The following is a 14,049-nucleotide window of genomic DNA, read 5'->3' as shown; positions in this document are numbered from 1 at the left end:
CGAGGACGGCCGACCCGGGACCGCATGGCCGGCGAGTCGGTAGGCGGGGGGCGGGGCTGGCGGACCGTGTGCTGCTCAGGCGGCCCTGACTACGTAAGTAAACCGGTTTACCGCGTGAGTGTAGGGGAGATCACTCCGGCACAGGAGAGGGGGTTACAGAGTCGTTACTTGTGTTACGCGGGGTCGCCGGACGAATCCCTGATGCAGAGCTCGCCGGTCAGCACCGTCGAAAGGGGCGGCTCCTGGCCCTTGAGCATGTCGAGCAGGATGCGCGCGCCGGCGCTACCCAGCGCGCGGTGTTTGCTGCGCACGGTCGTCATCGGCGGCGAGGCGAACGAGGCCAGGGGGATGTCGTCGAAGCCGGCCACCGCCATGTCGGCGGGGATGGCCAGGCCGGACTCGCCCAGCACCGAGTACCCGCCGATGGCCATGAGGTCGCTGCCATAGAAGACGGCTGTGGGGCGCTCGCCGCCGCGCGCGAGGATGCGCTCGGTGGCCTGGGCCCCGCCGACGATGGTGTAGCCGCCGTACTCCACGGGGCCGGGTTCCAGCCCGAACTCGCGCATCGCCTGCTCCCAGTGGCGGCGGCGCTGGAGCGCGTGCAGCATGTGGCGGTCGCCCTGGACGTGGGCGATGCGGCGGTGGCCGGCGTCGGCGAAGCGGCGCACCAGGCCGCGAATCGCCTCTTCGGCGTCGTTGGTGATGGTGGGCAGGTCCGAGGAGCCCTCGGGCGCGCCGACCACGACGGCGGGTGCACCCAGTCGGTGCAGCATCGCGGGACGCTCGTCGTCCACCCGCAGGTCGGTCACGAGGAACCCGTCGACGAAGCGGTCGCCGAACAGCCGCTCGTAGGTGGCGGCCTCGGTCTGGGCGTCCGGCACGAAGCGGATGACCGTGGCGTGCTCCTCGCCGGAGAGCACGGACTCGATTCCGGACAGGAACGACGGGAAGAACGCGTCGAAGTCGAGGATCTCCGGGGAGCGGCGCACGACCAGGCCGATCGTGCCGAGCGGCTTGCCGTTGAGCGCGCGTGCGGCGTAGCTGGGACTCCACCCCAGCTCGACCGCCGCCTGGCGGATGCGGTCGCGCGTGCCGGTGCTGACGCCGGTGCCGCTGTTCAGCGCCCGCGAGACAGCACCCTTCGTCACGCCGGCGCGTCGGGCGACGTCGCTGATCGTGGGGCGCTTGCGTCCCGTGTTCCCGGCTGTCATGGGGATGATGGTAGCCCGCCGCACCGCGGGGACCTGTGGGCGCGTGTGCCGGGAGGGGCGGGGGATGCGGACGGGCCGGGGGAGGATCGGCGGGGATCGGCGGGGCGCGCGATTGCGGAGCCGGGGGCGCGGGTAGATCGGCGTTCGCCGCCGGCGGTCGCGGGCAGCGGGGCAGCAGGGGCAGCGAGGCGAAGGGGCGGGGAGGGCGAGCAAGGTGAGGAGACCTGCGCCCATCGAACAGTGAATCCAGCGATGAGTTCCCGGCGCGGCCGGAGTCGGTAATCGGGGTGGGCGGTCGCCGGGAGGTGGAAGAAGGCCCTCGCCATATCGCCGTCGGCACGGACGGCGAGGTCGGTACCGCCCGCCCGCCCATCAGCACCCAGGTACCCACCGTCAATCACGAAAGGCGTCCCGATGCAGCAGCCCGCCAGCGGCCCCGCCGGCTTCGAGTCGGAGTTCGAGCCCGCGATCGTCGCCACCGAGAGCGTCACCACCGCCGTCATCCGCGGCACCGTCGCCCAGGACGACCTCCCGTCGTTCTACGACGGCTCGTTCCAGACGCTCGCCCCGACCATCGCCTCCCAGGGCGCTCAGATCACCGGCCCGGCGTTCGGCCTGTTCCGCGGCCTACCCAGCGACCCCGTCGACATCGAGGTCGGCTTCCCCACCGACCGCCCGATCGACCCCTCCGGCGACGCCGCGGCCGGCACCCTGCCCGCCGGCCGAGTCGCCCGCATGGTCCACACCGGAGCCTTCGACAACCTCGCGCAGTCCTGGGCCCGCCTCTTCGCCTGGGTCGGCGACCAGGGCCACAACCCCACGACCACCCAATGGGAGGTCTACCTCACCGAACCCACCCCCGACATGAACCCCGACGACCTCCGAGTAGAACTGAACCTTCTCCTGGAAGGGTGAGTAGCACCGCATCGAGCGGTTGCTGGCTGCAACTCAAGTTCCAAGATCATTTTCGGCCCACCCCGGACGTGTCCATACCAGACAGATCCGAATTAGACTGATATGCCATGGCATACACGAGAACCTTCGGCGAAGTCTATGGGCACCCAGAAGGTAGTTGGTATCACAACCGTGACGATCTCCGAGCGGCAGGCCTCCATGCCGAGAGACAAGCCGGAATATCGGGAACGCAGCGCGAGGGAACAGACGCCATCGTCCTCAGCGGAGGATACGAGGACGATAAGGACTACGGCGACATAATCGTATATACAGGACAGGGCGGCCAGAAGGAAGGGAAACAGGTCGACCACCAAAGTTTCTCATACCGCGGAAACGCAGGCCTAGTAAAAAGCCAATATGCCAGCCTTCCTGTCCGAATTATTCGCGGAGCCGTCCCAAAATCCGAGCATGCACCCGCCAAAGGATATCGTTATGGGGGGCTTTACCGTGTCGTTTCGCATTGGTACAAGGTGCGCGACGATGGGTTCCAAGTATGCCAGTTCTTGTTAGTTAAAATCGGAAGCTTCTTTGATACAGAAGATGTAATCAAAATGTTCCCGGAGAGGAACAATGATATAGAGGTCGAGACATTCTCCTCAGGACCTCCCGCCCAGCGAGTACCTACGGCTGTCAATAAGATCCAACGGCGAGCCACAGTAAGAAATAACATCAAGACCTGGCATGAAAATCAATGTCAGATATGCAATACTATCATTGAGCTTCCCATCGGACCCACAAGCGAAACAGCTCATATTCGACCACTCGGAACGCCCCACAACGGCCCGGACGAAGAGCCCAATGCTCTATGTCTATGCCCGAACGACCACCTACGCTTTGACCATGGAGCTCTCTACATTCGGGATAACTTTGAAGTCGTCGACTCTATGTGGAAGACCACTATCGGAAGCCTAAGAGTTCATCAACAACATCGAATCAATATCGACTACATTCGATATCACCGGAACCATTGGTTCTCGAGCGGAGGCGTCCCCTAAGACTTGCCAGTAGACGTTCTTGGGGACGCCCCATATACGGCAGAGCCTCTGCTAGTCAGGTCATAGGCGGCCGACGCGAGACGTAGGCGCCGTCGCCGGCTTGGTCGAAGTGGGCTGCGGCCCAGCTCGACGATAGGAGCGAGGGGCGGCCTGCTCGGGGCGGTGGGTTCTCCAGTTCGCGGACGAAGGCCTCTACGTCGGGTTGCACGATGGTGGGAGCGTTGTCGGTATCCGGGTCCTTGGCTGTGGCGAGCCACAGGTGTTCGGTGCGGCGAATATTCCACTGGTCGCCGTAGCGGGCCTTCAGCATGGCGAGGAGGACCGCGTCGGTGTCGGATGTAGTCACAGTGCTCACCTCGCCCCCGCCATGGGTGCGGGAATGGGGCGCGCGTCCGGACGGACTGCGACAAGCGCGCGCAGTGGACCGCTGAGGTCACTGCGGAGGTCGTCGAGGCCGTCCCCGAAGCGGACTGCGCGGTCCTCGGCGTGTACCCGGCGACGCCCAAGGCCGCCCCAGAGGTACACCCGGACGGCGTCCGTGTCAGGGAACTCATGGAGACCGGCGGGGTCCATGACGTAGTACCGGTGCGAGATCTCGCCGAACCAGATCACAGAGCCCGGGTGACGGGCCTGGAGGTTGGCGGCAGCCGCGTGGGCGGCCGCGTGCTCGGGTGAACGGCCCCACCGCCTCGCGGACTTCCTACCTAGACGGCTACTCTGCCTCATGTCATCAGCTCCTAGCTAGCTGGTGGCCGCGCCCCCGGACGGCCCACACCGTCGCGGGGGTCTATTACGGCTGAGACATTAAGCCACCGCGCACAAAGAAAGGGGTAGCAAAGCTACCCCTTCTTCGGCAGGTACAGGTTGTACCTTTAGGCTGCCTGGACGCCGATCTTGCGTGCAAGGTTGCGAATGTCATCCCGAATCATCGCGCGACCCGAGACGTTAAGCTCCGAAACAGCCGACCGAGCGAAAAGGTTGAATCGGGCGGTTTCGGGTGATTCGTCATACGCCTTATGGAGGAGATGAACGGTGGCGATGTCCTCGCCCTTCATGTTGTGGGCGCGTGCGGATTCGATGAGGTGGAAGCTCCGCCGAGTTGCTGACGGCATCGGAGCCAGATCGATGCGCTCGGCCACCTCAACTGCGGCTCCCGGCTTCATGAGGTCGTTGTTCATCGTGATGGCGTACGCATGGACCATGCCCAAGCCGAAGATGAGCCACTGGTGGTTATACCGCTCGCCCAAGCGCCGAGCCGCGCTCTCGGCCCGATCCCAGAAGCGCCATGCGTCTCCAGAGCGGCCGACCTTCGCAAACGACAGCGCGGCGGCGAGGTGGAGAAGACCCCACCGGGCAAGGTCTTCAGGATCGTTGTCCGGATGGAGAAGTCCGGCGGCGCGCATCGCGAGGTCGACTCGCGCTTCGTGCTGCTCTCCGGCATCGCGAAAGACATGGTTCAGATACCAGGCCGCCACGGCGATGGCATGCGGGTCGTCAGCGTCCTGAGCGGCGGACATGGACCGATCGCCAGTGAGGGTCACGAGCTCCGGTGTCGGCTGGAAACTGAGGAAGAGCTGAGCGAGGTGGTAAGCCTCAGCCGATGCCACAAGTACGCGGCGCCGATCGCGTCCGTCCAGATGACGCGCGGCCTGCTGGAGATCGCGCAGGAGGTCGGGGAGCACGGCGGCTACTCTGCTGCGATGAGCGCGAGCCCCGTGCCAGAGTTGCCACGCGTGCCGCACCCGCTCAGCCAGCTCGGCAGCCGTCTGCTGCTCCTCGGCCGGGGCATCGAACCGGTAGGTGCTCAGCGCATCCTTAATAGCGGGCAGCGCGTCATGGGCCGCCTTTGTGAACGTTGCTGCAGCCAGTCGCTCATCTCCAGTGAGGTCGGATAGTTCGTCCACCCCAAGAGCATCAGCGAGGCGCAGCAGCAGAGGAAGCCGTGGCATTTGAAGCCGTCCGGACTCGATGAATTTGACCCATTCGGGCGAGCGGCCCACCAAGCCGCCCACAACCGCTCGGGTCTGGCCGTTGCGCTCGCGCAAGCGGCGGACACGCTGGCCGAACGTCAGTGCTTGGTCTGGGACACGCTCTGTCATCAGATCCCCGTCCTGCCAGAGGGCTCGACACTCGCCAGCATAAGGGCGGGGTTTCTCATTCGTCAGATGTTCCGTGCTCTATCCTCGTCCCGCTGCGGAGCTCCCCGCGTTCCCGCCTCCTCCAGGAAGTCGGGTCTACGCCAACCCCGCGTCGTGGGCCAGGAGGGCTATCTGGGTGCGGTTGTCGAGGGTGAGTTTGGTGAGGATGCTGGATATATGGGCCTTGACCGTCGGGACGCTCATGTAGAGGCGGGCCGCGATCTCGGCGTTGGAGCGGCCCTCCGAGACCGCCACCACCACCTCGTGTTCGCGCGGGCTCAGGGTTTCCAGCGATGCGCGGGCCTGCTCGTAGGTGCCCGCCTGGGTTGCGGCGCGGTCCATCAGGCGGCGGGTGATGCGGGGCGAGAGGATCGGGTCGCCGACGGCCACCTTGCGGATCGCGTCGACGATCTCCGGTGGCGCGGTGTCCTTGAGCAGGAACCCGCCCGCTCCGGCGCGCAGGGCGTGCAGGATGTTCTCGTCGCTGTCGAAGGTGGTCAGCACGATGACCTCGGGCGCGTGCGGCCGCGCGCGCACCTTGCGGGTGGCGGCTATGCCGTCGACCCGCTTCATGCACAGGTCCATCAGCACCACGTCGGGCGTGTGCCTGTCGACGGCGGCCGCGACCTCGTCGCCGTCGGCCGCCTCGCCCGCCACGGAGATGCCGTCGACACCGTCGAGCATCATCGACAGCCCACCGCGGACCAGGGCGTCGTCGTCGACGATGAGGATCCGCAGCGCACGACTCATGCGGGCCATGGTAACCGGGCGTGCAGGCGGAACCGGTCGCCGTGGAGGCCGTGGTCGAGCACGCCCCCGGCGAGGTGCACGCGCTCGGTCAGGCCCACCAAACCCGTCCCGCTGCCCACCGCCGCCGCTGCCTGCGCCGCGGCACGCTGCGCCTCCGCGGGCGCGGCGCCGCGCCCGCCGCCGACCGCCCGAGCGTCCGAGTGACCGGTCGCACCAGCAGCTCCGGCACCACCGTCGGCGCCGTTCGCGCCGTCCGCACCGCTCCCGTCGTCCGCTCCCCCGACCGGGTTGGTCACCGTCACCGCGAGCCCTTCTCCCGGACGCCCGCTCAGCTCCACCTCGACCGGCCGCCCCGGCGCGTGCTTGCGGGCGTTGGTCAGCCCTTCCTGGACCACGCGGTAGGCGGTCCGGCTGACAGCGGCGGGCACGTTCTCGGGCTCGGCCGCCTCGTCGCGCAGCCGCGCACGGACCCCGGCGCCGCGCGACTCCTCGACGAGTGCGGGGACGTCGGCCAGCACCGGGCTGCGGCCGGCGACACGTGCGGCCTCCTCGGCCGCGTCCTCGTCGCGCAGCACCAGGATGACCTCCCGCAGCTCCTCCAGCGCCTGGTGCACTCCCGTGCGGACCACCCCCGCAGCCTGGGCGAGGCGCTCGGGCGGCGAGTCGGGGCGGTACTCCAGCGCGCCGGCGTAGGTGGCCAGCAGCGACAGCCGGTGGGCGAGCACGTCGTGCATCTCGCGCGCGATGCGGGTGCGCTCGGCCATGCGAGCCTCGGCCACCCGCCGGCCCTGCTCGGTCTCGGCCCGCCGGGCCCGCTCCCGCAGGGACATGACCAGGGCGCGGTGGGCCCGGGCCAGAGCGCCCCAGCCGACCAGCCCCCCGTACCCCGCGGTGATCAGCACCAGCCACCAGCCGTAGGAGAGCCCGCTGTTGGGCTGCCACAATCCTTGAACGGCGTGCGCGGCGACGCCCGTCGCGGCGACCGCGACGGCGACCGGCAGCCGCCGCCGCTGCGCGACCTGCAGCACCGCGAGCGTGGCCGGAGGCGTCACCGCCGGTGACAGCGCCGCCAGCACCGCCAATCCCAGCGCGCCGGTCACCGGGCGCCACATGAGAAGCGGCGTGAGCGCGCACCCGAGCGCGCCGACAGCGATGTCCAGGGTCAGCGTCGCGGCGTCGGGCTGCGCACCGTGGCGGGCCCAGATCGTCAGGGCGACCAGGACGGCCGACACCGCGGTTACGCCGACCGCGGCGCGCCGCCTGCGCGCCGCCGGGACTTCGGGTTCGCTCGCCGAAGCGGCGATGACCTCCTCGTTCACCGGGCAAGGCTAACCGCCGGGGCCGCGCGGCCGACACCGACCGAAGTAGGGGGTGCTCCCGTCGGGAGTCGAGGCGAGGATGTTCGCCCGCCCGATGCGCAGGCACCGGCTCCCTTGGGAGTCTGCAAAGGTCCGGGTGGGACGGCGGCGCAGCCGGCGGCCCCGCCGCACAGCAGTCCGGCCCGCGGGACAGGCGTCCCCGGCGGGCGGAAGGAGACAGAGGGATGACCAGTCGATCCGAGGCCGCACGCGCCTCTGAGAACACCGCCCCCGCGGGCGGCGGCCGCCTCCTGCGCCGCGTACTGGCGGGGGTCGGGGCGGCCGTCGCGGCACTGGCGGTGTGGGCGGTGGCGGTCCCGATCGCGGGGATCGAGGTCGCGGGCGACCGGGCGGGGACCGTCGGTCCCATCGGTCCCGTGTCCATCGGCGCCTCGGCCCTGATGATGGGGCTGGCCGGCTGGGCGCTGCTCGCGGTGCTGGAGCGGTTGACGCGACGGCCGGGACCGATCTGGACCTCCGTTGCGGCCGCGGTGCTGCTGCTGTCGCTGGCGGGACCGGTGGTCTCCGCCGCCGACACCGCGAGCATGGTCGTGCTCCTGGGGATGCACCTGGTCGTGGGCGCCGTGGTCATCCTCGTTCTGGCACCCACGGCGCGCCGTCCATGAGCGCCGAACACCGCCGGTCCCCCGGGGCCGGCCCGCCGACCGGCCGCACTCGGGGGTGACCATGCCCTTCGGCTACCTGCCCTACGGCTACCTCGTGTCCGTCGCGATCGTCGCGGTGTGCACCGCCTTCGCGCTGGCTCCCCTGCGCCGTCCGCGCCCGTGGGACGCGGTGAGCTTCCGGCTGGGACTGGTGATCAACGAGATGCCCGTCTTCGCCCTGTACTGCCTGCTCGCCTCGACCGGGCTGGCCTGGGCCCAGGGCGACCTCCGCAGTGCCGCCGCCTGGACGGTGGCCGCCCTGGCGGGGTTGGCCGCCGTCGGCCTCGCGGTGATCGTGCGCAGGGGGACGCGCGCTCGCCGGGTACTGGAGCGCGCGCTGGACGACGGCCTCGGCGCGGACTGGCGGTCCGCGATCCGGGAGGACTTGGCCGCGGGGCTGCGGCGCCGCCCGCCCTATGCGCGCATCCTGCTCCGCCCGTTCCTGGTGCGCCGCCGCGACGTCGAGCGCATCGCCGACATCGCCTATGGCGACGCCGGAAAGCGCCACCGGCTGGACGTCTACCGCCACCGCTCGCGGCCGGCGGGCGGCCCGGTGCTGGTCTACGCGCACGGCGGCGGCTACTTCAGCGGCCGCAAGGACCGCGAGGGGCGCCCGCTGCTCTACCGCCTGGCGAGCCGGGGGTGGGTCTGCGTCAGCGCGAACTACCGGCTGCGTCCGCATGCTGGCTTCGACGAGCACGTGGCCGACTTCAAGAAGGCGATCGCGTGGGCGCGCGAGCACGGCCCCGGCTACGGCGCCGACCCGTCGGTGCTGGTCGCCGCGGGCAGCTCCGCCGGCGGCCACCTGGCGGCGATCGCCGCGCTGACGCCGGGCGAGGCCGCGTTCCAGCCCGGGTTCGAGGACGCCGACACCTCGGTGACCGCCGCGGTCTCGCTGTACGGCTACTACGGCCGCTACTACGCCCGGCCGGGCGCCGCGGCCGACCCGCCCACCTCGCCCGCCGACCACCTGCACACCGGCGCGCCCCCGTTCCTCGCCGTACACGGCGACCGGGACACCGTCGTGCCGGTGGAGGGCGCCCGCGGGTTCACGGCCGCGCTGCGCGGGATTTCGGCCGAGCCGGTCGTCTACGCGGAGCTTCCCGGCGCCCAGCACGCGTTCGACATCGTCCACTCCCTGCGCTTCGAAGCGGTGGTCGACGCGGTGGAGGCGTTCACCGCCTGGGTCCGGTCGCGCGACCGGACCGAGCGGGGGTCATAGCCGGTGTTGCGTACCGCCGATCCGCCGCCGCGGGACCGAAGGCGCCGTTGCGCCCCGCTCCGCCGGCGGCCCGTGAGCGGCGGCCCGCGGGTCGTATGCTCATAGGGGTAGAGGGCGCGACCCGAACTGGTTGGGAGCCGGACGTGAGCGATGCACAGGAGAGACCGGCGCCCGCTGCGCCGGCTCTGCGGATCGCCGACGAAGATCGCGACGCCGCCGCCGAACGGTTGCGTGAGGCGGTGGCCGTGGGCCGCCTTGAGCTCGCCGAACTGGACGAGCGCCTCTCCGCCGTGTATTCGGCCAAGACCCGGGCCGATCTGGAACCGCTCACCGCCGATCTGCCCGCCGAGCCCACAGCGCCCCGGTCCGGCGGCGAGGCGCCACCGCTGGTGCTGGAGACCACGAGCGGCAGCCTGAAGCGTGACGGCTACTGGCAGGTGCCGGACCGGATCACGGTCGAGTGCACGTCCGGCGCGGTCAAGCTCGACTTCACGGCGGCCGAGTGCCCGCACCGCGAGGTCGCCGTCGAGGCCCACGCGAAGTCGGGTTCGGTCGTACTGGTGGTGCCGCGCGGCTGGTGGGTGAATCTGGACGACGCGTCGGCTTCCAGCGGCACCGTCGTGAACAAGGTGAAGGGGCCGCCTGCTCCCGGGGCATCCGGGCTGCGGGTCAGCGGCACGGTGAAGTCCGGCACGATCAAGGCGCGCCATCCGCGCCGCGGCTTCTGGGCCTGGCTGCTGCGGCGCCCGGCCTGAGGGAGCCGCCACGAACGGGCTTGCCCGCCCGGGGCACGCATGGGGCGCGGCTGCGCCGATCGCTGCGGCAAGCGCGGGGGGAGCACTCGGCTCCGCCGGGTCCCGGGTCAGCCGGTGAAACCGGCCAGGCGGTCGAGGGCGCGGGCGAGTTCACGGCCGCGCTGCGGAAGGTGTCGCCAAATCCGTCGTCTTCGCGGAGCTGGAAAATCCCCACAGCCGTCCGATTCAGGCGACTCGCCGACGATCGTGATCACTCGTCCGGACCAGTCGGCCATGGCGCCGTCCTCCCAGTTGACGGGAACCATCGGACGCCGCCATGGCCATGGGCGCCGACTGACAACCCAGCGGCTACTCAAGGCGGCCCCGCCGGTCTTCGTCCCGCGCGTCGGGGGCGCGGCCGACCGCGGGGAGGATGGCCTGGTCGACGATGGCGGCGATGTAGTCGTCGCCGGGCAGCTCCATCGAGTCGATGCCGTACTTGAGCATCAAAGCCTCGCCGATGTCCGCCACAACGGGGGTGAGCCGGGCCGGGTCGATCTGCCCGTTGTCGGCGTAGTGCCGCAGCACAGTGCGGGTAAAGCGGCTGCCGCGGGCGTCGAAGACCTCTGCATACAGGCGTTCGTGCAGGTCAGGACGGCGCTGGGCTTCGCTGTCGCCGCGCAGATCGTCGGCGCCCGGCGAGGGCTGCTCCACCGGATAGGCCCGGTACAGCGCGCGGAGCACGATGTCCTCCGGCGACGACCAGCGCCGATACAGCGAGGTCTTGGCCGTGTCGGCCCGGCGGGCGATGCCTTCCATGGTGACGCGCGCCAAGCCGAGCTCGGCGGTCTCCTCCAGGGCGGCCGTGTAGACGGCCTCCTCCAACTCCGCTCATTAGATACGCAAGCGTAGCTTGCTGTTCCCCTCACCTGCGAGGACCGGTCGATGTCCCACACCACCCGCGGCGAATCGCCGTCGGCTCCCGGAGCGCTGCCCGCCGGGCAGCGCTCGCTCGCCCCCGACCTGGCCCGGGGCGTCATGCTCCTCATCATCGCGACCGTACACGCGCACCTGTTCCGGCAGGTCGCGGGCGCGGGCGGATTCTCTCTGGAGGGCCCGGCCGACACCGGCGTCACCGCCGTGATGGCGCTCTTCGCCGAGAACCGCGGCTACCCCATGTTCGCCGCCCTCTTCGGATACGGGCTCGCGCAGATCCACCGCCGGAGAACAGCCGAGGGACGCGAATGGCCGTGGGTCCACCGCCTGCTGCGCCGGCGCGGGCTCGCGCTGGTGGCCATCGGAGTCGCGCACACCGGCCTGCTGTTCTACGGCGACATCATCGCCGCCTACGGCCTGATCGCCCTGGCATTCACCGCGGCCATGCGGATGGGCGACCGGCGGCTGCTCGTCCACGCCTCCGCCTGGATGGCGGCGGGCACCCTCGCCTACGCCCTGGTGTCCACGCAGCTCTTCCCGGCCGCCTCGGAGAACGCCGGGGCCGAGGTCACCTGGCTGTCGGACGCGCTCATGCGCCTTGCCGTGCTGCCGTTCTTCCTGCCGCTGATGGTCGCCATCTCGGTGTTCCCGTTCCTCGTCGGCGTGTGGGCCGGACGCCGCCGCCTGCTGGAGCGGCCGCAGGACCACCTGCCCCTGCTGCGGCGCGCCGCCGCCTGGGGGATCGCGGCGGGGGTCGCCGGCGGTGTGCCGCAAGCCCTGATCAACGTCGAGGTGTGGCACGTCGGCCCGGTCACCGCAACCGCGGTCTTCTGGCTGCACCTGCTCACCGGCTACGCGGCGGGGTTCGGCTACGCCGCCCTCATCGCGCTGGCCGCCCACTGGCTGGACAACCGCTCCGGCGCTCGGCGCGGCCCCGTCGTCACAGCGCTGGCGGCCACCGGGCAGCGTTCGATGACCTGCTACCTGCTCCAGTCGGCGGCCTGGGCCGTGCTGGTCCCGCCCTACGCTCTGGGCCTCGGGCCCGGGTGGAACGACACCGGTGCGGTCGCCCTGGGTGCCGGGGTGTGGCTGGCCACGGTCCTGCTCGCCGACGCCATGCGGCGTGCCGGGCTCCGCGGCGGCCCCGCGGAGTGGCTCCTGCGCCGCATGACCTACGGCCGCCCGTCCCCACCCGCCGCGTCGTAGTGGCGTCCGGACGCACCCCTCACGCGCCCACGACGTGCTTCGACCTCGCAGAGCCTCCGCGCTCCGCGAGCGCCCCTGAGCCGGTTCGGCCACCATCCGGCGGCGACGGCCCGCGCCTCACCTGTGTCGGGCACGAAGTCGAGGACACCCGCAGGACCAGGCCGAAACCGCTGCCGGACCGGCCGGAGCCGGCGGAGGGGCGCGCGGAGCCCTCCCGCGCCTCGGATATGGGTGGATGACCGAGTGGGGGTGGGGGCGGGGTGGGGGCGGGGTGGCGGGGGTCAGGGGGCCGGGAGGACTCCGTCGAGTGCCTGCGAGAGCTTGGGGGCGAGCAGCTCGGAGTAGGTGGCGGTGATGTGGTTGCTGTCGCGGTAGACCAGGACGTTGCCGATCACCGGGAGGCAGGTGTCGCCGATGCAGAACTCGTCGGTGAGGTCGACGACGTCGGCGTCGGCGTCGTTCTCGGCGGCGAGCAGCTGCGGGTCCTCGTTGGAGAAGGCGTCCTCGGCCGACCTCTCGCACTTCGACAGGTCCTCGCTGTGCAGCGCCACGCACTCGGGCAGGCGCGTTGCCATGCGGGGGGTGTCGCGGATGGCGACGACGTCGGTTCCGGCGTCCTCGAGCGGCCCCCACAGCCGGTTCATGCCGGCGGCGATGTCGACGGCGCCCTCGGACTGCGTCGCCGCCGAGGCCGCCTCGTTGTTGGCGCTGGAGGTGGTGAACAGGATGTCGGGCCCGACCTCACCCGTCAGCTCGTCGAAGAGGGCCTCGTTCCACTCGGTGCACTCGCTGTACGCCTTGCCGTCGCGCCCCAACGTGGTGAGGGTGAAGGAGCACGAGGACTTGGCGTAGACGTGCAGCCGCCAGTCGCGCTCCTCGGCGATCCTGCGCAGCGCGGGCGCCCATTGGGCCGCGTGGGAGTCGCCCACCAGAGCGACGGTGGTATCGGCGTCTTGGGGGCCGTAGACGCACGACTGCAGCTTCACGGCCCCGGGATCGGCCTGGCATCGGGCCCAGACGTCGGGAAGGTCGTCACCCGCGGCCACCGGCGAGGGATACAGCGGCGCATCGCCCGATCCCGCCGGCTCCGACGTGCCCAGCGCCGCCGGCCCCACATGCTGCACCGGATCGAACTCCGTGTTCTGCAGCCACGTGTACCGCGCCGCCTGACCGGCGCCGATCAAGCCGACCACCACCGCGGCCGCCACCGCGAAGGCCGCCGCGTGCCTGCCCGAGCGCAGCAGCCCCCACCGGCGCACGGGGTCCTCGACGGCCACCTTCGTGGCCCAGGCCAGCAGCACCGAGACCACCGCCGCCAGCCCCGCATACAGCGGCTCCAGCTCCGACGAGCCCGTCATCACCAGCGCGAACACGATCACCGGCCAGTGCCACAGGTACAGCGAATAGGAGAGGTCGCCGCCGAAGCGCGCCGGACGGCCGGCCAGCAGCGCGTAGGTGGACCAGTGCTCGCCGTTCTGCCCGGCGGCGATCACCGCCACCGCCCCCGCGACCGGCACCAGCGCCGCCAGCCCCGGGAACGGCGTCTGGTCGTTGTAGTTCAGCGCCGCATAGCCGATCGCGGCCAGACCGGCCCACCCCAGCACCCAGCGCGCCGCCGCCGGCCACGAGATGCGCGCGGCGGCGACCGCCAGCACGCCGCCCGCGGCCAGTTCCCACATCCGCGTTTGCGGCAGGAAGTACGCCGACTGGGGGTCGGAGGCGGTCAGCACCGCGGAGAACCCCAGCGACACCGCGAACACCCCGGCCGTGACCGCCAGGATCGCCCGCCGGCGCCCCCACAGCGGGCCGCCCGCCGCCCAGGCCACGAACAGCAGCGGCCACAGCAGGTAGAACTGCTCCTCCACCGCCAGCGACCAGAA

At 70.8% G+C, this 14,049-nt stretch carries 13 protein-coding genes; 6 read left to right on the top strand and 7 right to left on the bottom strand.

Annotated features, from left to right (window positions below):
* Nucleotides 1–173: 173 nt before the first annotated feature.
* Nucleotides 174–1,211 carry a LacI family DNA-binding transcriptional regulator gene (locus tag ABEA15_RS03610; RefSeq protein ID WP_344140960.1) on the bottom strand — a complete coding sequence of 346 codons (1,038 nt, stop codon included), beginning with the start codon at nucleotides 1,209–1,211 and terminating at the stop codon, nucleotides 174–176.
* Nucleotides 1,212–1,625: 414 nt separating this feature from the next.
* Here ABEA15_RS03610 and ABEA15_RS03605 point away from each other — a divergent pair, with 414 nt between their 5' ends.
* Both ABEA15_RS03605 and ABEA15_RS03600 read left to right on the top strand, forming a co-directional pair.
* Nucleotides 1,626–2,126, top strand: a complete 501-nt coding sequence (locus ABEA15_RS03605) for a GyrI-like domain-containing protein (RefSeq protein ID WP_345555475.1) — start codon at nucleotides 1,626–1,628, stop codon at nucleotides 2,124–2,126.
* Nucleotides 2,127–2,233: 107 nt separating this feature from the next.
* The gene (locus tag ABEA15_RS03600) at nucleotides 2,234–3,160 is read left to right on the top strand and encodes a YDG/SRA domain-containing protein (protein WP_345555474.1); all 927 of its coding nucleotides are present in this window, start codon (nucleotides 2,234–2,236) and stop codon (nucleotides 3,158–3,160) included.
* A gap of 55 nt (nucleotides 3,161–3,215) precedes the next feature.
* Here the strand turns inward: ABEA15_RS03600 and ABEA15_RS03595 are convergent, their stop codons facing one another.
* The 4 genes from ABEA15_RS03595 to ABEA15_RS03580 all read right to left on the bottom strand — a co-directional run bounded on the left by ABEA15_RS03595 (nucleotide 3,216) and on the right by ABEA15_RS03580 (nucleotide 7,367).
* Nucleotides 3,216–3,506 carry a hypothetical protein gene (locus tag ABEA15_RS03595; protein ID WP_345555473.1) on the bottom strand — a complete coding sequence of 97 codons (291 nt, stop codon included), beginning with the start codon at nucleotides 3,504–3,506 and terminating at the stop codon, nucleotides 3,216–3,218.
* 526 nt (nucleotides 3,507–4,032) lie between these two features.
* A complete protein-coding gene (locus ABEA15_RS03590; RefSeq protein ID WP_345555472.1) occupies nucleotides 4,033–5,259 on the bottom strand; it encodes a helix-turn-helix domain-containing protein in 1,227 nt (408 codons plus the stop codon).
* Between the two features lie 135 nt (nucleotides 5,260–5,394).
* On the bottom strand, nucleotides 5,395–6,057 hold the full coding sequence (locus ABEA15_RS03585) for a response regulator (RefSeq protein ID WP_344140974.1): 663 nt from the start codon (nucleotides 6,055–6,057) through the stop codon (nucleotides 5,395–5,397).
* Nucleotides 6,045–7,367, bottom strand: a complete 1,323-nt coding sequence (locus ABEA15_RS03580; protein ID WP_345555471.1) for a sensor histidine kinase — start codon at nucleotides 7,365–7,367, stop codon at nucleotides 6,045–6,047. The genes ABEA15_RS03585 and ABEA15_RS03580 overlap by 13 nt, the downstream gene beginning before the upstream one ends.
* 224 nt (nucleotides 7,368–7,591) lie before the next feature.
* Between ABEA15_RS03580 and ABEA15_RS03575 the strand changes: the two genes are divergently transcribed.
* The 3 genes from ABEA15_RS03575 to ABEA15_RS03565 all read left to right on the top strand — a co-directional run bounded on the left by ABEA15_RS03575 (nucleotide 7,592) and on the right by ABEA15_RS03565 (nucleotide 10,048).
* The gene (locus ABEA15_RS03575; protein ID WP_345555470.1) at nucleotides 7,592–8,032 is read left to right on the top strand and encodes a DUF6069 family protein; all 441 of its coding nucleotides are present in this window, start codon (nucleotides 7,592–7,594) and stop codon (nucleotides 8,030–8,032) included.
* Nucleotides 8,033–8,093: 61 nt separating this feature from the next.
* Entirely contained in the window at nucleotides 8,094–9,293 is a 1,200-nt protein-coding gene (locus ABEA15_RS03570; RefSeq protein WP_345555469.1) for an alpha/beta hydrolase, read from the top strand.
* A gap of 143 nt (nucleotides 9,294–9,436) precedes the next feature.
* The gene (locus tag ABEA15_RS03565) at nucleotides 9,437–10,048 is read left to right on the top strand and encodes a DUF1707 SHOCT-like domain-containing protein (protein ID WP_345555468.1); all 612 of its coding nucleotides are present in this window, start codon (nucleotides 9,437–9,439) and stop codon (nucleotides 10,046–10,048) included.
* A 348-nt stretch (nucleotides 10,049–10,396) separates the two neighbouring features.
* Here the strand turns inward: ABEA15_RS03565 and ABEA15_RS03560 are convergent, their stop codons facing one another.
* On the bottom strand, nucleotides 10,397–10,912 hold the full coding sequence (locus ABEA15_RS03560) for a helix-turn-helix domain-containing protein (RefSeq protein ID WP_345555467.1): 516 nt from the start codon (nucleotides 10,910–10,912) through the stop codon (nucleotides 10,397–10,399).
* 60 nt (nucleotides 10,913–10,972) lie between these two features.
* On the opposite strand from ABEA15_RS03560, the gene ABEA15_RS03555 reads away from it, so the two are divergent.
* Complete coding sequence (locus ABEA15_RS03555) at nucleotides 10,973–12,169, top strand: DUF418 domain-containing protein (RefSeq protein WP_345555466.1); 1,197 nt, start codon at nucleotides 10,973–10,975, stop codon at nucleotides 12,167–12,169.
* 281 nt (nucleotides 12,170–12,450) lie between these two features.
* Here the strand turns inward: ABEA15_RS03555 and ABEA15_RS03550 are convergent.
* The coding region (locus ABEA15_RS03550) for an acyltransferase family protein (RefSeq protein ID WP_345555465.1) at nucleotides 12,451–14,049 on the bottom strand (1,599 nt) is incomplete at its 5' end.

This window comes from Streptomonospora halophila (genome assembly GCF_039542725.1).
Taxonomy (GTDB): Bacteria; Actinomycetota; Actinomycetes; order Streptosporangiales; family Streptosporangiaceae; genus Streptomonospora; species Streptomonospora halophila.
This window is presented reverse-complemented; position numbering and strand designations above follow the sequence as displayed.